Origin of the sequence: Blastococcus sp. CCUG 61487, assembly GCF_005222955.1 — a bacterium.
GTDB lineage: Bacteria > Actinomycetota > Actinomycetes > Mycobacteriales > Geodermatophilaceae > Blastococcus.
Map to the genome: position 1 here is coordinate 1 of NZ_LWUA01000019.1, position 23,798 is coordinate 23,798.

Below are 23,798 nucleotides of genomic sequence, written 5' to 3' on the forward strand. Positions count from 1 at the left end.
CCTGACCTCGCCCAGAGGGGCCGCTCCGGGCTACCTGTGGATGACTCCTGCAGCCCCCGCCGCGACACGGCACGCTGATCGACGTCGGCGAGGTCACCCGCCGCCCGGCTACGTCACCCCGCACCACCCGGTCCGGTAGCCGCCGGCCGCAGCGCCACCGACAGAGCCCCACCCCGCTGATGCGGGGTGGGGCTCTTCTCGCGTTGTGCCGGGCGGTCCCGCCTCGCTGATCGCCCAGGTGGTGGGACGAGGCGGGCGCCCGGGCCGCAGTGCGCCAACACTGAGCGCGGCGTCCGAGAGTCTACTTCGCCGGCGGCCCGAAGATGGTCCGACGGATCGTCATGACGTGGACGCCGTACTCCTTCGCCAGCTGCGGCATCGACACCTTGTAGGGCACCCAGCGCGCCCGGACCTCTTCTTCCTGTTCGGGCGAGAGCTTCCGAAGTTCCGGCCGTGGACCGCGCAGGTGGAGTCGAGGCCCGCGGTTCCGGGCCACCCGCCCCTTCGCCACCATGTCGGCGCTGTTCTCCGCTGGCGTACCGAGGAACAGGTGATCGGGGCGGCAGCACGGCGGGTTGTCGCACCGGTGGCAGACGAACATGCCGTCGGGCACCGGCCCGTTGGTGAGCTCCCACGCGTGTCGGTGCGCGTTGACAGTGGTGCCGCCGAGCGGGAACCGGCCATAGCCGCGAGCGAGACGGGAGCCGGTCCACTCCCAGCAGCCGTCGCCGGTTCGGTCCACGCGGCTCCAGAAGGCCGCGGTCCGCGCCTCTCTGCTGTACCGCTCCGCGTCGGCGGTCGTGCCGGGCTTCATGTGGTCGGGGCGGACGCAGAGCTGCTGGCCGCAGGTGTCGGAGAGCACCTCGTTCTCCTCGAGCTGGCGGACCGTGCCTTCGTACAACCGACGTCGTGGGGAGACGCGCACCCGCTCGGGTCGGTACGTCTCGTTGAACAGCAGTCGGGTCACTCCTCGGGCGACCTGCTTCGGTCCGCACCACAGCCAGCAGGTCTCGGTCTGCTCGACGAGTTCCCAGAAGCGGACGTCGGCGGGGCGATCATCACGAGGTGGCACAGGTCGAGTGTGACGTACGGGTGCGACAGGATCGACGATCCAGTCCTACGACCTCGGCGGCGACGGCCTCGAGCGGCACGCTTCCCACCAGGTGGCGGGCTTCCTCGCCGGGTTCGCCGGCTAGCGCCTATCAGGTGCAGACATCGACCAGGTCGTCGATGGAGTCACGGGCATCGGCTAGGACATCTTCGTCGACGGTGCCGCCCTCGTCGGCGGCCACCTTCAGGTCGAAGAGCACCTCCCGCAAGGCCTTCGCGCTGTCCAGCAGGTCGGGGTCGTCGACGTAGCCGGCCGAGTCGGGCTCGTCGAAGTTCGCGATCCGGGAGCTCAGCTCCTGCTCGGAACGGCCCACGGGTACCTCGACGAACGCGTAGGCATCGCTCTCTGAGGAGAAGTTGCCGTCGTTCTCGATCAGCTCGTCAATCTGGCCGGACAAGTACCCGATGGCCTCGCCGTCGTCGGTGGCGACTGCGCACAGTTCCTGGTCTCGAGAGGACAGGTCGCCGCGGATCCCACCGCCACAGGCGGCCACGACGGCGACGGAAGTGGCGAAGACGAGCCCCAGGGCAGCGCGGCGCATGAGCCGGGACCGTACCGGATCTAGTCATGCGGCGGCGGTCACGGCCTTCCGGAGCTCGTCGCCGGCGAGGCGGGTGTAGATGCGGGTGGTCTCGATGTTGCGGTGTCCGAGGAGTTCGGCGATGACGTAGATGTCGGCGCCGCCGTCGCGCACCCTGGTGGCGAACCGATGTCGGAGGGTGTGGAGTGCCCACCCCTCGGGGAGGAGCCGGGAGGCGATCCTGCCGACGCGTTCGGGGGTGAGAGGGCGGCCTGGTCGCCGATCGCTAGGGAACAGCCACCCGCCGGGCAGGTCGAGCAGAGCGGCCGCCAAGAGCCCGGTGAGGGGGACGTCGCGGTAGACGTCCCCCTTCCCGTGGACGCGCAGCAGCCACCCGTAGCCGTCGTGGTGGAGGTCTTCCCGCCGCACGTGGGCGATCTCGGCCCGGCGGAGGCCTCCGTAGGCGGCGAGGAGCAGGATGAGCCGGGCGCGGTCGTCGGCCCGGCCGACTGCGGCGCGAAGGACATCTTCCGCGATTGGCCGGGGCAGGCCTCTCGTGGCCTTCACGCGGGGCAGCGCGGCGGCCGGCGACCGATCGAGGTGGCCGGCGGCGACCGCCCACGCATAGAAGGCGCGCAAGGCACCGCGATAGGAACGGCGGGTGTTGGGCCGCCAGTGCTCGTGCTGGGCGAGCCAGAGCACCAGGTGGTCGAGGTCCACGTCCCACGGGCGGATGTCGGGGTGGTCGAGCGCGAGCCGGCGGAGCTGGTAGAGCCGGAGCCCGATGGTGGTCGGGGGTGCGCCGCTGGCCTTCAGCCATCCCTCCCACGCGTCCAGTGCGCCCTGCCATGGTTTCGGAACCGCTCGATCCCCCATACGACTTGCATAGGCGACTGTGAGCCACGACACCCCGGTCTGACGTCCTAAGGATGAAGCCTCAACCTCCGGTCGAGTGACCCGCCGGGGGCCGCTCGCACGCGGCGTCATGGGCCCGTGGGTGTTGCTCCGACCGGCTCCGGCGCCCCCTGCTTGGCCAGCTTCCGGAGCACGGCGAGCGCGCCGGCGCCCTTCTCGACCTGCGAAGAGTTGTCGTATCGCCGTCCGAAGGCGCCGGCGACGTAGCGCTTGCCGCGGGGGCCGCGCTGGGTCGCGAGCCAGCCGACGGGCAGGCCGTCGCGGTAGATCGTCCAGGTGACATCCCACTGGTCTCCCCAGAAGTGGCGGCGGTCGATTTCCTGCGCGAGGAGCTCGCCTGCTTGCAGCGGCGTCGGGTCGAGGTGGGTGACCTCCCGGGCTCCGGGGACGGGCGCGTCGTCGGGGTCGAGCTGGCCGCGCATCGCCTCGACCAGGCCGCAGCGCACGCAGGTGAGCACCAGGTGGAAGCGCTTGCCGAGGAGCTGGTCGTCGGCGTCGTAGCGGTCGCCTTCGCTGACCTCGAGCGCGTCGAACAGGTGGCGGTTGTGGCCCCACTGTCCGGTCGGGTTGCACGGTCCGGGCTGGTCGCCGAACCGTCCGTCGGCGGGGCGCCGGCCGTGGTAGTAGCCCACGGGCCGGGCGTGCCGCTCGTCGTCGCTGTAGCGGCCGAGGAGCGCTGGCACCCGCACGTCGCCGAGGTCGGCGTGCTCGCGGTCGACGCCGTCCGGGCCGACCGGCGGCAGCACCATCTCCGGCCGGGCCATCACGCCACCGCCGCGAGGTCGTCGAGCGCCGGACGCGGCCGGGGCGTGCGCTCAGCCAGGGGGGACGCCTCGCGGGCCACCGCCGCGAGGCGTCGTTGAGCTCGCGGGTCGTGCACTCCGTTGCCGTCGAACTCGTAGATCCGGGCGCCAGACCCCAAATCAGCGGGTTCGGGGTTCGAGTCCCTGATGGCGCACCAGGATCGACCGAGCGGCTTCCTCCTCCGGGAGGGAGCCGCTCCGTCGTCCCGGAGCCTTACACCTCGGGAAGCCCCTGGCGCGCGCTCCGGTTGATCTCTCCATGCGCACCGATCCGGCCACCCGCGACGTCGACGTCGTCGTGATCGGCGCCGGGCAGGCGGGCCTCTCCACCGCGTACGGCCTGCTCCGCCAGGGGTTCGCGCGGCACACCGGGTTCGTCGTGCTCGACGCCGAGACCGGCCCGGGCGGCGCCTGGCAGCACCGCTGGGACTCCCTCACCCTCGGCAGCACCCACCGGGTGCACGACCTGCCCGGCCTGCCCTTCACGCCCGATCACCCGCAGGCACCGGCCGTCGAGGCGGTGCCCGCCTACTACGCCGAGTACGAGCGGCACTCCGACCTGCCGGTGGTGCGGCCCGTGCGCGTCGCCGCCGTGCGCCGCACCGACGACCGCTTCCGGGTCGAGACCGACGCCGGCGACTGGACAGCCCGCGCCCTGGTGAACGCGACCGGCACCTGGACGCGCCCCTTCGTCCCCCGCTACCCCGGTCAGGAGACCTTCCGCGGCCGGCAGCTGCACACCGTGGACTACCGCTCGCCGGAGGAGTTCCGCGGGCAGCACGTCGTCGTGGTGGGCGGCGGCTCGTCGGCGACCCAGCTGCTCGGGGAGATCAGCCGGGTCACGTCCACCACGTGGGTCACCCGCCGCGAGCCGGTCTGGCGCGACGACGAGTTCGACGAGGACGCCGGCCGCGCGGCCGTGGCGCTGGTCGAGGAGGCGGTCCGCGAGGGCCGCCGGCCGGGCAGCGTCGTGGGCGTCACCGGGCTGTCCACGCGCGCGCCCTACATCCGCGACGCGCTCGACCGCGGCGTCCTGGAACGGCACCCGATGTTCGACCGGATCACCCCCGACGGGGTCGCCTGGGACCCCGCGGACGGACAGCCGAGCCGGTTCGTCCGCGCCGACGTGATCCTCTGGGCGACCGGCTTCCGCGCCGCGGTGACCCATTTCGCCCCGCTGGGTCTGCGCGGGCCGGGCGGGGGCATCCGCATGGACGGCACCCACGTGGCCGGCGAACCTCGCGTCCACCTGGTCGGCTACGGCCCGTCGGCCAGCACGATCGGAGCCAACCGCGCGGGACAGTCCGCCGCCCGTCAGCTGCGCCGGCTGCTCCGCCCGGACCTTCCGCGCACCGCCTGAGCGGCCCGGTCGGGGATGTCCCCCCACCCGCACGTGGGGGACCGTTCAGGGTCGGTTCAGGGCGCTCCCCGATGTGCCCGGCCCCCGCCCGCCGCGAGGCTTCCCGCCATGACTCCACCGACCTCGCACCCCGGAGCGCGGGCATGATCACCGCCTCCGGACTCACCAAGACCTACGGCGGGAAGACCGCCGTCGACGGCGTCTCGTTCACCGTCGCCCCCGGCCGGGTCACCGGCTTCCTCGGTCCCAACGGCGCCGGCAAGTCGACGACGATGCGGATGGCGCTCGGCCTCGACCGGCCGACCGCCGGCAGCGTGACGGTCAACGGCCGCCGCTACCAGGACTCCCCCGCCCCGCTGCGGGAGGTGGGCGCCCTGCTCGAGGCGCGCGCCCTCCACCCGGGCCGCTCCGCACGCGACCACCTGCGCTGGCTGGCCGCCAGCAACGGGATCGCGCGCACCCGCGTCGACGAGGTCCTCGACCTGGTCGGTCTGGAGAACGTCGCGGACACCCGGGTCGGGAAGTTCTCCCTCGGCATGGGCCAGCGGCTGGGCATCGCCGTCGCGCTGCTCGGCGACCCACCCGTCGTCGTCCTCGACGAGCCGGTCAACGGCCTGGACCCCGAGGGCATCCGCTGGGTGCGCACCCTGGCGAGGCAGCTCGCCGGCGAGGGGCGCACCGTGTTCGTCTCCAGCCACCTGATGTCGGAGATGGCGCTCACCGCCGACCACCTGCTGGTCATCGGCCGCGGCCGGATCCTCGCCGACTGCTCGATGCCCGACTTCATCGCCGAGCACGCCGCCTCCTACGTCCGGGTCCGCACCCCGCAGCACGGCCAGGTGGCCGACCTGCTGCGCGGCGCCGGCGCGGAGGTCTCCCCCGTCGACGACGAGCTGCGCGTCCAGGGCCTGGACGCCGCCGCCGTGGGCGAGCTCGTCGGCGACAAGGGCCTCTACCTCCACGAGCTCACCCTCGTGCGCTCCTCGCTGGAGGACGCCTTCATGACCCTCACCGCCTCGAGCGTCGAGTACTCGGCGCGTACGGCCGCACTCGCAGGAGCCTCCCGATGACCGTCACCGCCACGAGCACCACCGTCGCGCTGGATCCGCGCCGCGTGCCGGCCCCGCGCCCCGGCTTTCCCGCCACGCTGCGCGCCGAGTGGATCAAGTTCTGGTCGGTGCGGTCGACGACCTGGTCGGTGGTGGCGCTCTTCGTGATCGGTGCCGGGCTGACCACGCTGGTCTGCGCCACCAGCGCGGAGTGGCTGGCCAGCGCCGACGCCGACGAGGCCCCCGGCTCCTTCATCACCTGGGGGCTCATGCTGGCCCAGATCGCCGCGGTCGTGCTCGGCACGCTCGCGGTGACCAGCGAGTACGGCACCGGGATGATCCGGGCGACGCTGGCCGCCACCCCCCGTCGTGGTGCGGTGCTCGCCGCGAAGGCCGTCGTCCTGTCCGCGACGCTGTTCCTCGCCGGCACGGTGACCGCGTTCGCCGGCTACCTCGGCGGCAACTTCTTCCTCGATCGCGAGGGCATCGGCATCGCGCTGGGCGACGACGGCGTGCTGCGCTCGATGCTCGGCAGCGGGCTGTACATGGCGGGGCTGGGCCTGTTCGCCGCCGCCGTCGGCATCCTGGTCCGGCACACCGCGGCGGCGCTGTCGATCGTGCTGGCGCTGGTGTTCGTCGCCGGCAACATGGCGTTCCTGCTGCCCGGGACGTGGGGCGAGTGGACGGCGAAGCTGATGCCGGGCAACGCGGGGTCGGCGATCGCCACGCCGGTCTCCTTCAACCCGGAGCTGATGGCGCCGTGGACCGGGTTCGCCGCCTTCACCGGGGAGGTGCTGGTGCTGCTCGCCGTCGCGACCCTGGTGTTCCGTCGCCGGGACGCCTGACCGCCGCCTCGTGGTCACGACCGCCGCGGTGCACCGCGGCGGTCGACCATCGGGGACAGTGGTGGGCGTGACCTCTCCCGACCTCCAGGCCGAGGGCGCCCGCCGCGCCGACGAGTTCCTCGCGCTGCTCACCGCGGACGACCCCGCCGCCGACGCCTTCCTCGAGCAGGTGACCGAGGTGCGGGACCTGGTCTTCCTCGGCGCCGCCCTGACCGCGATCGCCCGCGCCGAGGGCCGGGCACTGCCCACCGCCCAGCGCGCGCAGGCCAGCACCCGCCAGGTGCTGCTGGGTCAGCTCCGCGACGCGCAGCGGCGCGAGCCCGCGGGCCTGCGCACCTGGCTGCGCCGGTCCGGCGAGGAGATCTTGTTCATCAGGTCCCTGCACGCGGCGGCCGCGCGCCTTCCGGGCTGACGCGCCCCCGCACGGGCCGGCTCCCGGCGACCGCCACGGGCAGCATCGCGGCGAGGCCCGCGGCCACCACGACGTAGGTCCAGTCCAGCCCGATGCCGGCCGCCACGACCCCGAGCGCCAGGGCACCGGTCGCGGTCCCGGCGTCGAACGAGGCGTTCCACATCGCGCTGGCGGCCGTCGTCCCGCTCTCGCCGGCGCGGGTGAACGCGCACAGCAGCGACAGGTTCTGCACCGCGCCGAACCCCGCCCCGAAGACGGCGGCGCCGGCCAGCACCCACCAGTCGCCCACCGCGAGCCCGATGCCGGTGACGAGCAGGCCGGCCGACGACACCAGCAGGGCCAGCGGCAGCAGCACCCGCGTGCCCACCCCGTCGGCGAGCCGGCCCGCGCCCCAGCGGGTCACCGCACCCGTCGCGCCGAACACCAGCAGCGCGGCCGTCGCGAGCACCCCGTCGGGCCGCTCGATGGGCAGGAACGTCACCACCCCGCCCCCGGCCAGGGTGACCGCGAACAGCACGGCGGACGGGGCGAGGGCGGCCAGCACCGCCGCCCTGCTCGCCCCCGCGTGACCAGGAGCCGCCTGCGGCCCGACCGAGCGCACCAGCCGCGGGACCAGCGGGAGGCCGAGCAGCGGCAGCGCGCTCAGCCACGCCACCCAGCCGATCGAGTCGTCCAGCACCAGGGCGACGCCGGCCGGCACCGCCACCAGGTTGGGGATCGCGATGGCCAGCCCGTAGAGGCCGATCGACTCGCCCCGCCGGCCCGGCGGCGCGACCTGCGCCGACAGCGTGGCGCCGAGCACGGTGAGGATGGCGAACCCGGCGCCGCGGACGGCCGACAGGATGCTGATCCACAGGACGCCGTCGTCCAGCACGTAGAGCGGCGCGGGCAGCCCCATCGCGACCAGGCCGACGACGAACACCGGTCCGACGCCGAACCGCGCGGTCAGGCCCGGGATCAGCGACTGCACGGCGATGGTGACCACGAGGAAGACCGCGGTGACCAGGCCGGCCGTGCTCGCCGCGGCCCCACCGGACACCGCGTACACAGGCAGGGAGGCCAGCGTCAGCGAGTAGCTGGCGAACCCGAGGAGGGTCACCCCGACCAGCGCCTGCATGCCGGGCAGCCGCCACAGCGACGTCCGTGCCTCCCCCACCTCGCTCACCCCCGCAGCATGGACGGGCGTGCCGCCCCGGCGGCGACCGGGTAGGCAGGGAGCCGTGCCACTGCTGACCGTGGGCCACGGGCCGAAGGACCGGGCCGCCCTGGGGACGACCCTGACCGACGCCGGCATCGACCGACTGGTCGACGTCCGCCGGTTCCCCGGCAGCCGGAACAACCCCGACGTCCGCCGCGAGGCGCTCGAGGAGTGGGTGCCCGGACTCGGCATCGGCTACCGCTGGGAGGCCCGGCTCGGCGGCCGACGCAGCCTCCCGAAGGGGACGCCGGTCGAGGACGGCTGGTGGACGGTGACCCAGTTCGCCGCCTACGCCGCGCACACCCGGACGCCGGAGTTCACCGCCGCGCTCGACGAGGTGCTGGCCGAGGCGGCGTCGGCCACCGTCGCGGTGATGTGCAGCGAGAGCGTCTGGTGGCGCTGCCACCGGCGGCTGATCGCCGACGTCGCCGTCCTCGTCCACGACGTCCCCGTGAACCACCTGATGCCCGACGGTCGGCTGTCCCCGCACCGCCCGTCGGACGGCGCCGTCCTCGGGGACGACGGCGCGCTCTCCTGGCCGGCGTGAGACGCGCGCACTCCCCGGGGAGCGGGACGGCGGCGGGAGCCCACTACTCTGGCCGGGATGGCTTCGGGTGAGAGAGCGGTCGCGGACGGCGACGTACTGCGGCTGCTCCGTACCGGCACCGCTGCCGAGCACGACGACGTCGAACGCACCCTCGACCTGCTCGACCCGGCCCTGACCAGGGAGCGGCTGGCCCGCACGCTGGACCTGATGCACGGCTTCTGGCGCAGCGCCGAGGCCGGCCTCGACCGCTGGGCAGCCGACTGCGCCGACGACGCCGAGGGCGTGGACTGGCCCCGCCGCCGGCGAGCGGGTCTGTTCGCCGACGACCTGCGCGCCCTGTCCACCCCGGCATCCGCCCGGGCGCCGGAGCTGTCCCCGGTGGCCGGCACCGACGAGGCGCTCGGCCGCATGTACGTGCTGGAGGGCTCCACCCTCGGCGGGGTCTTCATCGACCGGCACCTGGCGGGGCTGCCCGAGCTGTCCGGCGTCCGGGTCCGGGCGTTCTCCCCGTACGGCAGCGAGACCGGCGCGATGTGGGCCGCCTTCCGGCGAGCCACCCGGGCGCGGGTCGCGGCAGGCGGGGAGCCCACCGCGATGCTGGCCTCGGCCCGGAGCACCTTCACCGCCCTCGCCGACTGGTGCCGGCCGGCCGCGGTGCAGGACGTCCCGGCATGACCGGCGCCACCGCGGACATCGACTTCCTCGCCCCGGGCACCCCGGTCGACCTGACCAACTGCGAGCGGGAGCCGATCCACGTCCCCGGGAGCATCCAGCCGCGCGGCGTCCTGATCGCGGTGAGCGATCCCGACCACGTCGTCCAGCAGGTGTCGGAGAACCTGGCCGACCTGACCGGCGTCGGGTGGGCGCAGGCGCTGGGCCGCACGCTGGCGGAGGTCCTGGGCGCCGGCCCGGCCGCCGCGGTCATCCGCTCGGCCAGCGCGTTCGGCGACCTGCGCGAGCGCAATCCGGTCGAGCTCGTCCTCGACGTGGACGGCGACCCCGTGCCGGTCGACGCGATCCTGCACCGGACCTCGCTGCCCGGCGATCCGCCCGCCTCCAGCCTGGTGGTCGAGCTGGAGCCGGCGCGCGGGCCGCGACCGTTCTCCTTCCCGAACACCTACCAGACCGTGCGCGGGACCGTCGGCGAGCTCAACCGGGCCTCGTCGCTGCAGGAGCTGTACGACATCACCGCCGAGGCCGTGCGCACCCTCACCGGCTTCGACCGGGTGATGGTCTACCGCTACGACGCCGACTACAACGGCGAGGTCGTCGCCGAGGCCAAGCGCGACGAGCTCAACTCCTTCCTCGGGCTGCACTACCCGGCCTCCGACATCCCGGCGCAGGCGCGGGCCCTGTACGAGAAGAACTGGATCCGGCTGATCTCCGACGTCGCCTACCGGCCCGCTGCGCTGCGTCCCGAGGCGCACCCGGTGAGCGGTCAGCCGATGGACCTGACCTACTCGACCCTGCGCAGCGTCTCGCCGATCCACGTCGAGTACCTGGGCAACATGGGCGTGCAAGCGTCGATGTCCATCTCGCTGCTGCGCGGCGACAAGCTGTGGGGGCTCATCGCCTGCCACCACTACAGCGGCCCCCACGCCCCGCCGTACGCGACCCGCGCGGCCGCCGAGTTCCTCGGTTCGACGCTCTCCCTGCGCCTGGTGGACCGCGCCCAGGAGGACGAGGTCCAGCGGACGCTCGAGGTGCGCTCGACGCTCACCCGGCTGACCGCCGCCGCGCTGGACGAGGACCGCGCGCTCGGCGACGCGCTGCTGGGCTCCCCCGGCCTGCTCGACCTCGTGCCCGCCGACGGGGTCGTCGTCCGCCTGCAGGGCCGGACCCGCAGCGCCGGCGCGGCGCTGCCCCCCAACGTCGCCGAGGCGGTGGCCGCGTGGGCCGCCCGCGATGCCGACGACGTGGTCGCCACCGACTCGTTCCGGCGCGACGCACCGCACCTGGGCATCCCGGTGGAGGACGCGTGCGGCGCGCTGGTGCTGCCGCTGCCCGGCAACCAGTACGTGCTGTGGTTCCGCGCCGAGGCCGTGCGGCACATCGACTGGGGCGGTGACCCGCAGAACAAGGCGATCGCCGAGCGCGAGGGCGACGAGGTGCGGCTGAGCCCGCGCAAGTCCTTCGAGCGCTGGCGGCAGACCGTGCGCGACAGGTCCGAGCCGTGGACGGCGGGCCAGCAGGCCGCCGCCGCCGAACTGCGCACCCATCTGCTCGAGGCGCTCTACGCCCGTTCCCGCAGCCTGGTGCGCGCCGCGGAGACGCTCCAGCGCAGCCTGCTGACCGAGCCGGTGCAGCCCACCGGCTTCGACCTCGCCGTCCGCTACGTGCCCGCCACCCGGGAGGCCCAGGTCGGCGGCGACTGGTACGACGTGTTCGACCAGGCCGACGGCGCGACGCTGCTGGTCATCGGTGACGTCGCGGGGCACGACAGCCGGGCGGCGGCCACCATGGGCCAGCTGCGGGGCCTGCTGCGCGGCATCGCCTACGCCGGCAGCCCCGGTCCGGCCACCCTGCTGAGCCGGCTGGACGCCGCCGTCGACGGGCTCGGCCTGGGCGCGCTGGCGACCGTGCTCGTGGGCCGGCTGGAACGCTCCCCCGACACCGGCGCCACCCGGCTGCGGTGGGCCAGCGCCGGGCACCTGCCGCCGCTGGTGCTGGGTGCCGACGGCGCGGTGCGGGTCCTGGACACCCCCCGGCCGGGGCTGCTCCTCGGGGTCGACCACACCCGGCCGCGCGCGGAGCACGACCTCGTCGTCGACCCGGGCAGCACGCTGCTGCTCTACACCGACGGCCTCGTCGAGCGGCGCGACCAGGTCTTCGACGACGGCATCGCACTGCTCGCCGGGGCGCTCGCCGACCTGCGGCGGCGCCCGGTCCAGGACCTGTGCGACGCCTTGCTGACCAGGCTGCTGCCCACCGGCGCCGAGGACGACGTCGCGCTGGTCGCCGCCCGCCTCCGCGCCGACTGAACGCGCTGGGTCAGGCCTCGCCTGGGGCCTCGAAGCGCGGGACGAGACCGGCGGTGGGGAGGCCACCGCGGGCGGGCAGCGGGGCCTCGTCCTCCGCGGCGCGCACCTCGGCGACGTCGGGCTCCCACCTGTCGACGTCCCGTTCCAGGGCGGCGAGCAGCCGCTCCTCGCTGGGGGTGAGGTCGCCGGGGCCCAGGTGGCCCCCCGCTGTCCCCGGGTCCGTGCCGGAGGCCATGGCGCTGTCGGGCGTGGGGTCGTCCGGACCGGGCACGGTCATGCGTTGCCTCCTCATCGCGGGAAGTTCGGCTCGAGCCGCGGCACGATCTGCATCTCCGGCACGTACGCCGAGGGGTGCAGCAGGACCAGGGTGCGCACCATCTCGGCGACTGCCGACGGCGGCATCATCAGGTGGGACGGGATCCCCCACTGCTCCATCATCGGGGTGTCCATGGCCGCCGGGACGACAGACTGGACGCGGCACGGGAAGGGGCGTTCGGTGCCGTCCTCCTGCCGCACCGCCTTCTCGCGGAGCTCGCGCTGGATGCAGCGGGTCGCGTTGAGGAAGCCTGCCTTCGAGCCGTTGTAGGCGATCGCGCCGCTGCCGGAGGTGATCGCCGAGAGCGAGACGATGTGCACGACGTCGGCCGTGCGCCCCTCGGGCAGGTGCTGCACGCGCTTGGTGAACTCGCTGGTGAGGAAGACCGGCCCCTCGAAGTTCACCGCCTGCACGCGCCGGTAGTCGGCGAGGTCGATGTCGGTGATGTAGCCGGGCCGGTCGATGCCGGCGACGTTGACCAGGATGTCGAAGCTGTCGCCGTGCCGGTCGAACAGCGCGGCGACGGCCGCCCGCCTGCTCTCGTCGTCGGCGACGTCCAGCGCCACGACCTCCGCCGACCCGCCGGCGTCGGCGACCAGCTCCCTGGTCCGCTCGCTGCCTGCGCCGTCGATGTCCGCGATCGCCACGTGCGCCCCGGCCTCGGCCAGGGCGACCGCGGTGGCCCGCCCCAGGCCGCTCGCGGCGCCCGTCACGAGCGCGACGCGACCCTTCAGCGACTCCTGCATCCGGCTTCCTCCATCCGCACCCGATCGGCTGCCGACAGCCTCACCGACAACCCGACCGCCCGCAGGTCGGGCCGCACGGACTTTCGGTACCGACAGTCCACCTCCGCACGGGCCTTCCGGTGCCGAAAGGCCCTCAGGCGCAGGTCAGCGCGGGACGCGGGCGGTGGCGACAGCTCCCCGGAACCGTGCGGCCGGCGCGGCCCAGGCGTCGGCGAGGGTCACCGTGCGCAGGCCGCGTTCGCGGATGAGGTCGAGCAGCTCGCCGTAGACGGTGGTGACGGTCCGGTGGTTGGCGTGGCCGACGACGATGGTCTGCGGGGCGAACCACTCGCGGGCGTACCCCATCAGCTCGGCGGCGGTGAGCACCCGCGAGTCGCCGAGCGTGCCGTTCCACATCGCGATGGTCGGGTGCCCGAGGTCGGCGGCGATCCGGTCGGTGCGCTCGTCCCGGGCGCCGAACGGTGGCCGGAAGAACGGCGTCTCGACGCCCAGGGTGGTGCGCAGGAACTCCTTGTTGCGCCCGATCTCCTCGGCGACCTCCGCGTCGCCGAGCGTGGTCAGGTCCGGATGGGACCAGGTGTGGTTGCCGAACGCGATCTGCCCGGACTCGGCCAGGGGCCGCAGGACGGCGGCGTTCTCCTCCCACGAGCGGTACCGGCCGTTCGGGAAGAAGGTGAGGCGGACGTCGGCGTCGACGGCCAGCTGCGCGAAGGCGGCCACGACCTCGGAGTTCGTGCCGTCGTCGATGGTCAGCGCCAGGCCGTTGCCCTCGCCGGGCAGGGCGGTGACCACTCCGGTCGGTGGCGGCACCGGGACGAGCCCGGGGGCGGGTTCGACGGCGGCCGCCGGCGACGGCGCTGCGGGCGCGGCGACGGGTGGGCTCTCACCGGCACGCGTCCCCGTCACCGCACCGCGACCTGTCGCGGCCACGGCGAGGCCTGCGGCGAGCGTGAGCAGGAACCGTCGGCGGTCCATCCGCCGGACGGTAGGCAGCCCGTCGCGGCACGCCCGGCAACGACCCGGGCGACGCGCCGGACCACCTCGCCGCGTCGCCGGCCGGATGCGGGACGTGACTGGAAAGCGGCCGCAGACACCGCCGCGTCACCCGGCCGGGTGGACTGGCACCACCCGGACGCCGGTGCCTCTTCAGCACGCCCGCTGTTCCGCCGAGGAACCCGGAGACCCGCCACGACCGGTGGCGGGCGGCTCGGGACGACGACGGGAGGACCAGCGTGCCGGGACGTCGCACCGCCCAGCCGGCCCTCCCCCGGCCGGTCCTCGTGCTCACCGCCTGCGTCGTCGCCGCGGCGGCCGCGCTGTTCGTCCTCGCCGTCCGCCCGCTGTCCGGGGCGCCGACGGCACCGGAGCTGCCGTGGGTGCTCTGGGTCGCCGTCTTCCTGGTGGCCGAAGCGCTGGTGGTCAACGTCCAGTGGCAGCGCGAGTCGCACATGTTCTCCCTGGGGGACCTGGCGCTCGGCACCGGCCTGCTGCTGGCGGTGCCGAGCGAGATGGTCGCCGCCCAGGTCGTCGCCTGCGCGGTCATCCTCGCCGTCCAGCGTCGTCAGCGCGGCGTGAAACTGGTCTTCAACCTGGCCGTCTGCGCGCTCAACGGATCCCTGGCCGCGACGGTCTTCGCCGTCCTCACGGAGACGGTGGGAACGTGGGACTGGTTGGCCGCTCTCGTCGCCGTCCCCCTCTGCACGGCGCTGGGCGACCTCTGCATCTTCTCCGCGATCGCGATCACCGAGGGCCGCGTCGACGTCGGCCGGCTGCTCGTGATGTTCACCAGCTCGGTCCCGTTCAGCCTGGGCTCGGCGGCCCTGGGCGTGGTGGTGGCCCGGTCGGCCATCGACGATCCGGCGGCCCTGGCCCTCCTCGCGCTGCCCTCGGTGCTCATCGTCGCCTCGTACCGGGCCTACACCCACGCCCGCGAGCAGCGGGAGAACCTCCAGGTCCTGCACGAGGTGACCTCCCTCCTGCACACGGCCGGCGACAGCCAGGAGGCGCTCGGCCAGTTCCTGGACTCGGTGCGCACAGCCTTCCGCGCCCAGCTGGTCGAACTGGTCCTCCTCGACCCGGCCGACCGCGACGACGCCACCGTGAGCCTGAGCCGCGAGGGCGCCGAGCCCGTGGTGATGGCGCCGCTCGCCGACCCCGAGGGGCACCGCCGTCTCCTGGACCGGGCCACCGCCTCCGGGACGCTGACCAGCCGCACCGGCGCGCGTGCGGCGCAGCACCTGGACGCCTACGCCGCGTCTCGCGGGCTGAAGGACGCCATGGTCGCCGCGCTGCGCACCGACGACAGGGTGCACGGCCTGCTGCTGGTGGGCGGCCGACTCGGCGACGTCACCACCTTCAGCGCCGGCGACCTGGCCCTGCTGGACACCTTCGCCCGGCACGTCGCGACCACGCTGGAACGCGGTCGCCTGGAGCAGGACCTCCGCCAGGTCACCCACCTCAAGGAGCAGCTGCGGCACCAGGCGCTGCACGACCCGCTGACCGGCCTGCCCAACCGCACGCTCCTGCTGGACCGGGTGCGGCAGTCGGTCGAGACCGCCGCGCGCACGGGGACCTGGCCGGCCGTCCTCTACCTCGACCTGGACGGCTTCAAGCCGGTCAACGACACGTTCGGCCACGAGGGCGGTGACGTCCTGCTGCGCGCCGTCGCCGACCGGCTCCGCGGCTGCCTGCGCCCCGCCGACACGGCCGCCCGGATGGGCGGCGACGAGTTCGTCGTCCTGCTGGAGGGGCCCGTCGACCGGGCCGACGTCACCCGGGTCGTCGACCGGATCCGCGCCCAGCTCGCCGCCCCCGTCGTCCTCGGCGCCGAGGCCGTCACCTCGATCGGCGCGAGCATCGGCGTCGCCCTGGGCGGGGCCGAGATCGGGGACGCCGACACCCTCATCCGGCAGGCAGACATCGCGATGTACGCCGCCAAACGGGCCGTGCACACCGAGTTCCTGGTCTACGAGCCGGAACTGGGCGGCACGACGGCCGGGCTCCAGCGGCTCCGCGGCTGACCCGCCGCCGGCGACGGGTCAGGCGGCGGGCACCAGCCCGGCCTCCTCGATCAGCCGGGTCTGCTCCCGGCACCAGGGCGACCACGCGTCGCCCTCGGCCTCCTGCCGACGACGGAACGCGGCCCAGTCCAGGACCTCCCACTCGCCCACCTCGGTGGGGTCGGGATCGGGCGAGCCGGTGAAGCGGCCGAGGTACACGGGGCAGATCTCGTTCTCCACGATCCCCCGGAACTCCGCCCGGTACCGGTAGCTCGGCAGCGCCGGACGCAGGTCGCTCACCTGCAGCCCGAGCTCGAACTCGGCGCGCCGGGCGATCGCGGCGGCGTCGTCCTCACCCGGCCCCGGGTGACCGCAGACGCTGTTGGTCCACATGCCCGGGAAGGTCTGCTTGTCCGCGGCCCGGCGGGTGACCAGCAGCCGGCCGGCGTCGTCGAAGAGGTAGACGGAGAAGGCCCGGTGCAGCGGGGTCTCCCCGTGGTGCACCAGCGGCTTGGGCATGGTGCCGATGGACCGCCCCTCGTCATCCACCAGCACGATCAGCTCCATGGCTGCCATTGTCGCCCGCCGCCGCCACCGATGCATGGACGCCCGGTCGGACGGGGCACAGTGGCCGTCGTGGACAGCTTCCGCCGCGACGGCCTGACCTTCGACGTCCGCGACGCCGGACCTCGGGACGGCGAGCCCGTCGTCCTGCTGCACGGGTTCCCGCAGAACTCCGCCTCGTGGGACCGCGTCGTCCCCGCCCTGCACGGAGCGGGCCTGCGGACCCTGGCACCCGACCAGCGCGGGTACTGCGCCATGGCCCGTCCCCGGGGCCGGGCGCACTACCGGCTCCGCGAGACCGTGGGCGACGTGCTGGCGCTGCTCGACGCGGCGGAGCTGGACAGCGCCCACGTCGTGGGGCACGACTGGGGCGGCATCGTCGCCTGGGCCATGGGCGCGTGGCACCCCGACCGGGTCCGCAGCCTCACCGCGCTGTCGGTGCCGCACCCGGCGGCGATGTCCCGGGCCGTGCTGACCAGCGACCAGGGGCTGCGGTCGGGCTACGTCGGGCTGTTCCAGCTGCCGGTCCTCCCCGAGCGGCTGCTGCTGGCCGGCAACGGCATGGTGCTGCGCCGGCTGCTCAGCCGCGGCGGGCTCGAGGAGGACCTCGTCGACCACTACGTCACCCGCATGCAGGAGCCGGGCGCGCTCTCCTCGGCGCTGGGCTGGTACCGGGCGCTGCCCTGGAGCGGGCGCGACCCGGTCGGCACGGTGCGCGTGCCCACGCTGCACGTGTGGAGCACCGGCGACGCCTTCCTCGGCCGGACCGCGACCGAGGCGACCGAGCGCTTCGTCGACGCGCCCTACCGGCTGGAGGTCCTGGAGGGCGTGCCGCACTGGATCCCCGAACTGGCTCCCGACCGGGTCGCCGAACTGGTCACCGCCCACGTGCGGACAGGGGGCGCCCCGGCATGACGGCGACCGAGGCGCAGCTCTCCCGCGCGGAGCGGCTGGACCGGTTGCCGTTCACCCGCGAGCACGGGCGGCTGGTCGTCGGGTCGGGCCTGGGCTGGGCGCTGGACGCCATGGACGTCGGGCTGATCTCCTTCGTCCTGGCGGCGCTCGCGGCGCAGCAGCAGTGGGGCATCACCGATTCCGAACTGTCGTGGGTCGCCTCGATCGGGTTCGTCGGCATGGCCCTCGGCGCCACGCTGGGCGGGCTGCTCGCCGACCGGATCGGCCGGCGCCAGGTCTTCGCGCTGACGCTGCTGGTGTTCGGCCTGGCCACCGGGGCCGCCGCGCTGTCGTGGTCGGTGGGCGCCCTGCTGGTCTTCAGGTTCGTCATCGGCCTGGGTCTGGGCGCCGAGCTGCCCGTGGCCTCGACGCTGGTCAGCGAGTTCGCGCCGGCGCGGGTGCGGGGGCGGGTGGTCGTCTGGCTCGAGGCGTTCTGGGCGCTGGGCTGGACGCTGGCCGCGCTGGTCGGCTTCTTCGTCGTCCCGCGGAGCGACGCCGGCTGGCGATGGGCGCTCGCTATCGGCGCGATCCCGGCGCTGTACGCGGCCGTGGTGCGGTGGGGGCTGCCGGAGTCGGTGCGCTTCCTGGAGACCCGCGGCCGGGTCGAGGAGGCGGAGGCCGCCGTGCGGCGCTTCGAGGAGTCGGCCGGCGTGGCTGCCGCCCCGTCGCCGCTGCCGGCGGCGGTCGAGTCCCCCGGCCCCCGGGCGCTCTGGGCCGGCGGCATCCGGGCCCGGACCGCGGCCCTGTGGGTGGTCTGGTTCAGCATCAACTTCGCGTACTACGGCGCCTTCATCTGGCTGCCCACCCTGCTGGTCGCCAACGGCTTCACGCTGACCAAGTCGTTCGGCTACACCCTGGTCATCACCCTCGCCCAGCTGCCCGGGTACGCCGTGGCGGCCTACCTCATCGAGCGCTGGGGTCGGCGGCCCACGCTGGCGACGTTCCTGGCCGGGTCCGCGGTGGGCGCGGGGCTGTTCGCCGCGGCGGGCAGCGACGCCACCATCCTGGTCACCGGCATGGTGCTGTCCTTCTTCAACCTCGGGGCGTGGGGCGCGCTCTACGCCGTGACGCCGGAGGTGTACCCGACGGTGCTCCGGGCGACAGGCGCCGGAGCCGCGGCCGGGTTCGGCCGGCTCGCCTCGATCGCCGCTCCCCTGTGCGTGCCCCCGCTGGTCGACGCCGGGGGCAACGGCCTGGTCTTCGGCACCTTCGCCGCGTTCTTCGCGATCGCCGCGCTGACCTCGCTGCGGCTGCCCGAACTGCGCGGCCGGTCCCTCGACGACCTCGTCGCCACTCCGGCGGACGCGCCTCCCGGCTGACCGGACCGATCCTCCGGGTTGCTCGCTCGCGGTCGGGGTAGCGCCGGAGCATGCCCGACCACTCCCCCGGCCACCTGCAGGGCGCCACCGTCGCGGCCACCGGCGCGAGCGGCAACGTCGGGACGGCGTTGCTGCGGCGGTTGACCGCCCCTGGCAGCGGCGTCGCCGAGGTGCGGGGGCTGGCCCGCCGGATGCCGCCGCAGGTGCCGCCCTACGACGGCGTCCGCTGGTTCGCCGCCGACCTCGGGGAGCCGGGTAGCGAGCCGGTGCTGGCGGAGCTCCTCGACGGTGCGGACGCCGTCGTCCATCTCGCCTGGGCGCTGCAGCCGGGCCGCGAACCGGAGCGGCTGCGCCGGGTGAACGTCGACGGCACCGACCGGGTCGTGCGGGCGGCACTGGCCGCCGGGGTGCGGCAGGTGCTGCACATGTCCTCGATCGGCGCGTACGCGGCGGGCGCGGTGGGCCAGCGGGTGACCGAGGACTGGCCGACCACCGGCATCCCGAGCTCGCAGTACAGCCGCGACAAGAGCGAAGCCGAGCAGGTGGTGCGCGCGCTGGTCGAGCCCTTCTCCTCGACCGTGCTCTCCATCGCCCGCCCGACGCTCGTGCTCCAGCCGCAGGCGGCCAGCGAGATCGGCCGCTACTTCCTCGGCCCGCTGCTGTTCGGTGCCTCCCGCCTCCTGCCCGGCGCGGTGGCCCGGGTGCTGCCGGTGCCGCTGCCGCAGGTCGCGCTGTCCTTCGTGCACCCCGACGACGTCGCCGACGGTCTGGAGCGCATCCTCGACCGGCGGGCGCCCGGGCCGTTCAACCTCGCCGCCGAACCGGTGCTGGACGCCGACAGGATCGCCGCGGCGCTGGGCACGCGCCGCGTCCCGGTGCCGGCGTTCGCGCTGCGCCCTGCGCTCCAGGCCGCGTTCGTCGCCCACCTGGTGCCGACCGAACCGGGCTGGCTGGACCTGGGCACCTCGCTGCCGGCACAGGACACCACGCGGGCCCGGCGGCTGCTGGACTGGGCGCCGTTCCACCGCAGCGACGAGGTGCTGCCGCAGTTCGTCGCCGCGCTCGGCGCCGGCACCGGCGCTCCCGGTCCGCTGCTCAGGCCGGCCGACGGCCCGGAGCTCGACCCGGCCGGCGACCCGGCGAACGCGCCGGGCCCGCGCGCCAACTGACGACGTCCGCGAGGGACGTCTCAGCCGTCGGAGCTCCGGAGCGTCCAGGCGCCGACGGCGCGACCGGCCTTCGAGAAGACCTCGGCCGCCCGCTCGGCCCGCAGCGCGACCAGCAGCGCCTCGCCCTCGGCGAGCGTGGTGTCCGGGTCGTCCGCCGCGACGAGCCGGGCGGTCGCGACGGCCCGGCGGCCGTCGACCGAGCTGAGCTCGCCCGTCGCGACCAGGGGGATGCCGAGCCGGGTGGGCCGGCGGTAGGTGATCGTCAGCTTGCCGGTCAGCCCACCGTGTCCCGAGGCACGGGCCGCGCGCGCGAGCACGTGGTCCAGCAGGGTGGCGACGACGCCGCCGTGCACCAGCCCCGGCGGCCCCTCGTGCTGCTTGCCGACGGTGACCCGGCCGACGCAGCGCCCCTCGCCGGGGAAGTCCTCCACGACCATCGGCGGCGCGACCGGGCTGCCCGGCCCGTAGACCGGGCTGAACCAGCGCTCGCCCGTCGCCGGGTCGTCCACCGTGGGGATCTCGTGCAGCTCGCGCAGGTCCTCGGACAGCAGCGCGGTCAGCTCCCGCGCCGCGTGCGTGGCCTCGGCCAGCCGGTCGACCGGCACCTCGGTGCGGACGGCGGCGTCGACCAGGTCGCGCAGGGCCGCACCCAGCTCGCCGACGGCGTCGCGGCGGACCGCCCGCTCGTCCGGCGTCAGCTCGCGGTCACCCACGGGGCATGCCGGCCTCGCGCAGCAGCGTGCCGCCGATGATCACCCGCTGCACCTCGCTGGTCCCCTCGTACAGCCGGAACAGCCGCGCGTCGCGGTAGAAGCGCTCGACCGGCGTCGTCCGCAGGTACCCCATGCCGCCGTGCACCTGCACCGCCTTGTCGACCGACCGGCCCACCATCTCGGTGCAGAACAGCTTCGCCGACGACGGGCCCACCGACGTGTCCTCGCCGGAGTCGTAGCGGGCGGCGACGTCGCGGACGAGGCTGCGGCCGGCGAGCACCTCGGCGTGCATGTCGGCGATCATCGCCTGCACCAGCTGGAAGCGGCCGATCGGCGCCCCACCCTGCTTGGCGGTCGCCGCGTAGGCCACGGACTCGTCGAGCACCCGCTGGGCCATGCCGACGCACAGCGCCGCGATGTGCAGCCGGCCGCGGGAGAGCACGGTGAGCGCCTTGGCGTACCCGCGGCCCTCTTCGCCGATGAGCGCGTCGGCCGGCACCCGCACGTCGTCGAAGAAGACCTCGGCCGTCCAGGCGCCGGACTGGCCCATCTTCTGGTCCTTCGGGCCGACGGTGACCCCGGGCGTCGAGGTCTCGACGACGAAGCTGGAGATGCCGCGGCCGCCCTTCTCCTCGGGGTTGCTCCGGGCGAACACCACGAACAGGTCGGCCAGCGGCGCGTTGGTGATGTAGCGCTTGCTGCCGTTGAGCACCCACTCGTCGCCGTCGCGGCGGGCGGTGGTCCGGAGCCCCGCGGGGTCGGAGCCGGCCTCGGCCTCGGTGAGGGCGAAGGAGCCGATCAGGTTCCCGGCGGAGAGACCCGGCAGGTACTTCTGCTTCTGGGCCTCGCTGCCGAACTTGGCGATGACCTGGCCGGAGATGCCGTTGTTCGTGCCGAACAGCGAGCGGAAGGCCGGCGTCGTGTAGCCGAACTCCATGGCGAGCTCGACGTCCTCGCTCATGGTGACGCCGAGCCCGCCGTACTCCTCGGGCAGCGCGTACCCGAACAGCCCCATCTCGGCGATCTGCGCGCGCAGCTCGTCGGGGATGCGGTCCTCCTCCTCGATGCGCTCCTCGAGGGGGATGACCTCCTCGCGCACGAGCTGGCGAACGGCGTCCTTGATCTGGCGGAAGTCCTCGGCGTCCACGGGGACATGCTGGCACGCCGTCCCGCCGGGGGGCCAAAAGCGTGCTTTCGGCCCCCCGGACTGTCAGGCGAGGGCGTCGAGGCGGGCCATGTCCTCGTCGGACAGCGTGAGCCGGGCGGCGCCGAGGTTCTCGGTGAGGTGGTCGACCGACTTGGTGCCGGGGACGGGCAGCACGACCGGCGACGTGCGCAGCAGCCAGGCGAGCGCCACCTGGGCCGGCGTCGCGCCGAGCTCGCGGGCGATGTCGGCCACCGGGCTGTCGGGTGCGGCCAGGTTGCCCGTCGCGATGGGGAACCACGGGATGAACGCGATGCCGTGCTCCGTGGCGTAATCGAGGACGTCCTGGCTCTTGCGGTGGACCAGGTTGTAGAGGTTCTGCACGCTGACGATCTCGGTGATCTCGCGGGCAGCGGCCAGTTGCTCGACCGACACCTCCGAGACGCCGATGTGGCGAACCTTGCCCTGCTCCCGGAGCTCGACGAAGGCGCCCAGCTGGTCGGCCAGGGAGACCTCGGGGTCGATGCGGTGCAGCTGGATGAGGTCGATGCGGTCGACCTTCAGCAGCCGCAGCGAGAGCTCCACCTGCTGCTTGAGGTAGGCGGGGCGGCCGACCGGCGTCCACACGTCGGGGCCCTGGCGGGTCAGCCCGGCCTTGGTCGCGATGACCAGGTTCTCCGGGTACGGGTGGAGCGCCTCGGCGATGATCTGCTCGCTGACCAGCGGGCCGTAGGAGTCGGCGGTGTCGATGAAGTCGACGCCCTGCTCGACGGCGGCCTGCACCACGCGGACGGCGGCGGCCCGGTCGGCCGGCTCGCCCCACACGCCGGGGCCAGGCAGCTGCATGGCGCCGTAGCCGAGGCGGTGGACGGGGAGATCGCCGCCGATGGTGAACGTGTCGCTGAGCTCTGCGGTGGTCATGCCCGGGGCCAGCACGCGGAGTCGGCCACGTGTTCCCGGCAGCACCGGATCAGCGGGAGCGGGTGACCCCGACCGGCTGCCAGCTGCCCGCGTCCGCCTCGCGCGCCGGCGGCTCGGGCAGCACCGGTCGGCCGAACAGCCAGCCCTGGCCGAGGTCCGCGCCGAGGGCGGTCACCTGCTCGGCCAGCTCCTCGTCCTCGACCCCCTGGGCGACGACGACGGCGCCGAGTTCGTGGGCGAGGTCGGTCACCGCCCGGAACACCGTCCGTGCGGCGTCGTCGTGGGCCAGCGCGTGCACCAGGCCCTTGTCGAGCTTGACCACCTCGGGCCGCACGGCGGCCAGCAGCGAGCGGCCGGACCAGCCGGCGCCGACGTCGTCCAGCGCCACCCGCCAGCCCAGCGAGCGGACGTGCTCGAGCAGCGAGACGAGGTGGCCGCGGTCGGCGACGGCGTGGGACTCGCCCACCTCGAAGACGAGCTGGCGCGGCTCCAGGCCGGCGGTGTGGGCCACCTGTTCCGTGCCGGCCAGGCAGACCTGGGGACGCAGGACGGAGGCCGGATCGATGTTCACGAACAGGTCGTGGTCACCCAGCCACGGCGCCGCACCGACGATGGCGGATTCCCGGCCGATGCCGTCGAGGCGGGTGAGCCAGCCCGCGGACTCGGCGACGAAGAAGAGGTCGCCGCCGCCCACCTCCCGGCCGTCCACGACGCCGCGCAGCAGCGCCTCGTGGGCGACGACGGTGCGGTCGGCGAGGGAGACGATCGGCTGGTAGGCCGACCAGAACTCGGCCTCGGTGAGGACGCCGACCTCGAGGGTCACCCCCCTTCGGGCGAACTCGACGGCGAGGGTGGGTGCGGTGAGCAGCCGGGCGGTGAGCGCCGCGCCCTCCGCGGGCGGGTCGGTGACGACGCGCACCGCGTCGAGCTCGGCGTCGGTGAGCTCCCGGGCGAGCTTCTGGAACAGCCGCTCGAGGCCGCGGCCACCGGTCGGGTCCTCGACGTCGACCAGGTGGGGGACGGTCTGCACGTGCAGGCCCATCGCCTTGGCGGTGCGCGAGACGGTGGGGAGGACGTGGCCGGCCGTCGTGGCGAGCAGGGCGCGGGAGGAACGGCCGGGGATCGTCCAGTGCCGCCGACAGCCGCAGACACTGCCGCACAGCGTTCCCATGCCAGCAGGATGACCCGCGTGGGCGCCGATCCCGCGGACCG

At 74.4% G+C, this 23,798-nt stretch carries 24 protein-coding genes; 11 read left to right on the forward strand and 13 right to left on the reverse strand.

What is annotated here, in order from left to right; translation table 11 throughout:
• Window positions 1-301 precede the first annotated feature (301 nt).
• The 4 genes from A6V29_RS01960 to A6V29_RS01975 all read right to left on the reverse strand — a co-directional run bounded on the left by A6V29_RS01960 (window position 302) and on the right by A6V29_RS01975 (window position 3,310).
• Complete coding sequence (locus tag A6V29_RS01960) at window positions 302-1,072, reverse strand: HNH endonuclease (protein WP_137158726.1); 771 nt, start codon at window positions 1,070-1,072, stop codon at window positions 302-304.
• 130 nt (window positions 1,073-1,202) lie between these two features.
• Window positions 1,203-1,652, reverse strand: coding sequence for a hypothetical protein (locus A6V29_RS01965; RefSeq protein WP_137158727.1), 450 nt, complete (start codon window positions 1,650-1,652; stop codon window positions 1,203-1,205).
• A gap of 24 nt (window positions 1,653-1,676) precedes the next feature.
• Window positions 1,677-2,507, reverse strand: a complete 831-nt coding sequence (locus A6V29_RS01970) for a tyrosine-type recombinase/integrase (protein WP_137158728.1) — start codon at window positions 2,505-2,507, stop codon at window positions 1,677-1,679.
• Window positions 2,508-2,614: 107 nt separating this feature from the next.
• The gene (locus A6V29_RS01975; protein WP_137158729.1) at window positions 2,615-3,310 is read right to left on the reverse strand and encodes a hypothetical protein; all 696 of its coding nucleotides are present in this window, start codon (window positions 3,308-3,310) and stop codon (window positions 2,615-2,617) included.
• A 298-nt stretch (window positions 3,311-3,608) separates the two neighbouring features.
• Here A6V29_RS01975 and A6V29_RS01980 point away from each other — a divergent pair, with 298 nt between their 5' ends.
• The 4 genes from A6V29_RS01980 (at window position 3,609) to A6V29_RS01995 (ending at window position 7,015) form a co-directional block, all read left to right on the forward strand.
• Window positions 3,609-4,709 (forward strand): NAD(P)-binding domain-containing protein, encoded by a 1,101-nt coding sequence (locus tag A6V29_RS01980; RefSeq protein ID WP_137158730.1) that lies wholly within the window; start codon window positions 3,609-3,611, stop codon window positions 4,707-4,709.
• Window positions 4,710-4,852: 143 nt separating this feature from the next.
• On the forward strand, window positions 4,853-5,779 hold the full coding sequence (locus tag A6V29_RS01985) for an ABC transporter ATP-binding protein (RefSeq protein WP_137158731.1): 927 nt from the start codon (window positions 4,853-4,855) through the stop codon (window positions 5,777-5,779).
• On the forward strand, window positions 5,776-6,603 hold the full coding sequence (locus A6V29_RS01990) for an ABC-2 transporter permease (protein WP_137158732.1): 828 nt from the start codon (window positions 5,776-5,778) through the stop codon (window positions 6,601-6,603). Before A6V29_RS01985 ends, A6V29_RS01990 begins: the two co-directional genes overlap by 4 nt.
• Before the next feature lie 67 nt (window positions 6,604-6,670).
• A complete protein-coding gene (locus tag A6V29_RS01995; RefSeq protein ID WP_137158733.1) occupies window positions 6,671-7,015 on the forward strand; it encodes a hypothetical protein in 345 nt (114 codons plus the stop codon).
• Here the strand turns inward: A6V29_RS01995 and A6V29_RS02000 are convergent.
• Window positions 6,975-8,180, reverse strand: coding sequence for an MFS transporter (locus A6V29_RS02000; RefSeq protein WP_249932931.1), 1,206 nt, complete (start codon window positions 8,178-8,180; stop codon window positions 6,975-6,977). The two genes, A6V29_RS01995 and A6V29_RS02000, sit on opposite strands and share 41 nt — an antisense overlap.
• Before the next feature lie 55 nt (window positions 8,181-8,235).
• Here A6V29_RS02000 and A6V29_RS02005 point away from each other — a divergent pair, with 55 nt between their 5' ends.
• From A6V29_RS02005 to A6V29_RS02015, 3 genes are read left to right on the forward strand one after another with little or no spacing between them, the layout of a single operon-like run.
• On the forward strand, window positions 8,236-8,760 hold the full coding sequence (locus tag A6V29_RS02005) for a DUF488 domain-containing protein (RefSeq protein ID WP_212718939.1): 525 nt from the start codon (window positions 8,236-8,238) through the stop codon (window positions 8,758-8,760).
• 57 nt (window positions 8,761-8,817) lie between these two features.
• Window positions 8,818-9,435, forward strand: coding sequence for a biliverdin-producing heme oxygenase (locus tag A6V29_RS02010; protein ID WP_137158735.1), 618 nt, complete (start codon window positions 8,818-8,820; stop codon window positions 9,433-9,435).
• Window positions 9,432-11,741: a SpoIIE family protein phosphatase gene (locus A6V29_RS02015; protein ID WP_137158736.1), complete on the forward strand. Its 2,310-nt coding sequence runs from the start codon at window positions 9,432-9,434 to the stop codon at window positions 11,739-11,741. The genes A6V29_RS02010 and A6V29_RS02015 overlap by 4 nt, the downstream gene beginning before the upstream one ends.
• A 10-nt stretch (window positions 11,742-11,751) precedes the next feature.
• Here A6V29_RS02015 and A6V29_RS02020 read toward each other — a convergent pair whose 3' ends face one another.
• The 3 genes from A6V29_RS02020 to A6V29_RS02030 all read right to left on the reverse strand — a co-directional run bounded on the left by A6V29_RS02020 (window position 11,752) and on the right by A6V29_RS02030 (window position 13,778).
• Window positions 11,752-12,018 (reverse strand): hypothetical protein, encoded by a 267-nt coding sequence (locus tag A6V29_RS02020; RefSeq protein WP_249932933.1) that lies wholly within the window; start codon window positions 12,016-12,018, stop codon window positions 11,752-11,754.
• A gap of 11 nt (window positions 12,019-12,029) precedes the next feature.
• Entirely contained in the window at window positions 12,030-12,803 is a 774-nt protein-coding gene (locus A6V29_RS02025; RefSeq protein WP_137158737.1) for an SDR family NAD(P)-dependent oxidoreductase, read from the reverse strand.
• A 144-nt stretch (window positions 12,804-12,947) separates the two neighbouring features.
• Window positions 12,948-13,778 (reverse strand): polysaccharide deacetylase family protein, encoded by an 831-nt coding sequence (locus A6V29_RS02030; protein WP_137158738.1) that lies wholly within the window; start codon window positions 13,776-13,778, stop codon window positions 12,948-12,950.
• 257 nt (window positions 13,779-14,035) lie between these two features.
• On the opposite strand from A6V29_RS02030, the gene A6V29_RS02035 reads away from it, so the two are divergent.
• On the forward strand, window positions 14,036-15,823 hold the full coding sequence (locus A6V29_RS02035; RefSeq protein WP_137158739.1) for a GGDEF domain-containing protein: 1,788 nt from the start codon (window positions 14,036-14,038) through the stop codon (window positions 15,821-15,823).
• Between the two features lie 18 nt (window positions 15,824-15,841).
• On the opposite strand, the gene idi is transcribed toward A6V29_RS02035, so the two are convergent.
• Window positions 15,842-16,369, reverse strand: coding sequence for an isopentenyl-diphosphate Delta-isomerase (gene idi / locus A6V29_RS02040; RefSeq protein ID WP_137158740.1), 528 nt, complete (start codon window positions 16,367-16,369; stop codon window positions 15,842-15,844).
• Between the two features lie 69 nt (window positions 16,370-16,438).
• Between idi and A6V29_RS02045 the strand changes: the two genes are divergently transcribed.
• Genes A6V29_RS02045 through A6V29_RS21865 form a run of 3 tightly spaced genes read left to right on the forward strand, consistent with a single transcriptional unit; the run spans window position 16,439 to window position 19,808 of the window.
• A complete protein-coding gene (locus tag A6V29_RS02045) occupies window positions 16,439-17,281 on the forward strand; it encodes an alpha/beta fold hydrolase (protein ID WP_170977650.1) in 843 nt (280 codons plus the stop codon).
• Window positions 17,278-18,639: an MFS transporter gene (locus A6V29_RS02050; protein ID WP_137158742.1), complete on the forward strand. Its 1,362-nt coding sequence runs from the start codon at window positions 17,278-17,280 to the stop codon at window positions 18,637-18,639. The genes A6V29_RS02045 and A6V29_RS02050 overlap by 4 nt, the downstream gene beginning before the upstream one ends.
• Before the next feature lie 50 nt (window positions 18,640-18,689).
• Window positions 18,690-19,808 (forward strand): NAD-dependent epimerase/dehydratase family protein, encoded by a 1,119-nt coding sequence (locus A6V29_RS21865; protein WP_137158743.1) that lies wholly within the window; start codon window positions 18,690-18,692, stop codon window positions 19,806-19,808.
• 20 nt (window positions 19,809-19,828) lie between these two features.
• Here A6V29_RS21865 and A6V29_RS02060 read toward each other — a convergent pair whose 3' ends face one another.
• The 4 genes from A6V29_RS02060 to A6V29_RS02075 form a co-directional block, all read right to left on the reverse strand.
• Window positions 19,829-20,521, reverse strand: coding sequence for a PaaI family thioesterase (locus A6V29_RS02060; protein WP_137158744.1), 693 nt, complete (start codon window positions 20,519-20,521; stop codon window positions 19,829-19,831).
• Window positions 20,514-21,668 carry an acyl-CoA dehydrogenase family protein gene (locus tag A6V29_RS02065; protein ID WP_137158745.1) on the reverse strand — a complete coding sequence of 385 codons (1,155 nt, stop codon included), beginning with the start codon at window positions 21,666-21,668 and terminating at the stop codon, window positions 20,514-20,516. The genes A6V29_RS02060 and A6V29_RS02065 overlap by 8 nt, the downstream gene beginning before the upstream one ends.
• A gap of 63 nt (window positions 21,669-21,731) precedes the next feature.
• A complete protein-coding gene (locus A6V29_RS02070; protein WP_137158746.1) occupies window positions 21,732-22,586 on the reverse strand; it encodes an aldo/keto reductase in 855 nt (284 codons plus the stop codon).
• Window positions 22,587-22,635: 49 nt separating this feature from the next.
• Window positions 22,636-23,757 carry an EAL domain-containing protein gene (locus A6V29_RS02075; protein WP_137158747.1) on the reverse strand — a complete coding sequence of 374 codons (1,122 nt, stop codon included), beginning with the start codon at window positions 23,755-23,757 and terminating at the stop codon, window positions 22,636-22,638.
• Window positions 23,758-23,798: the final 41 nt, after the last annotated feature.

Coding starts and splice junctions, on each gene's coding strand:
- A6V29_RS01965 (WP_137158727.1), bottom strand. CDS start 1,652: ATGCGCCGCGCTGCCCTGGGGCTCGTCTTCGCCACTTCCGTCGCCGTC.
- A6V29_RS01970 (WP_137158728.1), bottom strand. CDS start 2,507: ATGGGGGATCGAGCGGTTCCGAAACCATGGCAGGGCGCACTGGACGCG.
- A6V29_RS01975 (WP_137158729.1), bottom strand. CDS start 3,310: ATGGCCCGGCCGGAGATGGTGCTGCCGCCGGTCGGCCCGGACGGCGTC.
- A6V29_RS01980 (WP_137158730.1), top strand. CDS start 3,609: ATGCGCACCGATCCGGCCACCCGCGACGTCGACGTCGTCGTGATCGGC.
- A6V29_RS01985 (WP_137158731.1), top strand. CDS start 4,853: ATGATCACCGCCTCCGGACTCACCAAGACCTACGGCGGGAAGACCGCC.
- A6V29_RS01990 (WP_137158732.1), top strand. CDS start 5,776: ATGACCGTCACCGCCACGAGCACCACCGTCGCGCTGGATCCGCGCCGC.
- A6V29_RS02010 (WP_137158735.1), top strand. CDS start 8,818: ATGGCTTCGGGTGAGAGAGCGGTCGCGGACGGCGACGTACTGCGGCTG.
- A6V29_RS02015 (WP_137158736.1), top strand. CDS start 9,432: ATGACCGGCGCCACCGCGGACATCGACTTCCTCGCCCCGGGCACCCCG.
- A6V29_RS02020 (WP_249932933.1), bottom strand. CDS start 12,018: ATGACCGTGCCCGGTCCGGACGACCCCACGCCCGACAGCGCCATGGCC.
- A6V29_RS02025 (WP_137158737.1), bottom strand. CDS start 12,803: ATGCAGGAGTCGCTGAAGGGTCGCGTCGCGCTCGTGACGGGCGCCGCG.
- A6V29_RS02030 (WP_137158738.1), bottom strand. CDS start 13,778: ATGGACCGCCGACGGTTCCTGCTCACGCTCGCCGCAGGCCTCGCCGTG.
- idi (WP_137158740.1), bottom strand. CDS start 16,369: ATGGAGCTGATCGTGCTGGTGGATGACGAGGGGCGGTCCATCGGCACC.
- A6V29_RS02050 (WP_137158742.1), top strand. CDS start 17,278: ATGACGGCGACCGAGGCGCAGCTCTCCCGCGCGGAGCGGCTGGACCGG.
- A6V29_RS21865 (WP_137158743.1), top strand. CDS start 18,690: ATGCCCGACCACTCCCCCGGCCACCTGCAGGGCGCCACCGTCGCGGCC.
- A6V29_RS02070 (WP_137158746.1), bottom strand. CDS start 22,586: ATGACCACCGCAGAGCTCAGCGACACGTTCACCATCGGCGGCGATCTC.
- A6V29_RS02075 (WP_137158747.1), bottom strand. CDS start 23,757: ATGGGAACGCTGTGCGGCAGTGTCTGCGGCTGTCGGCGGCACTGGACG.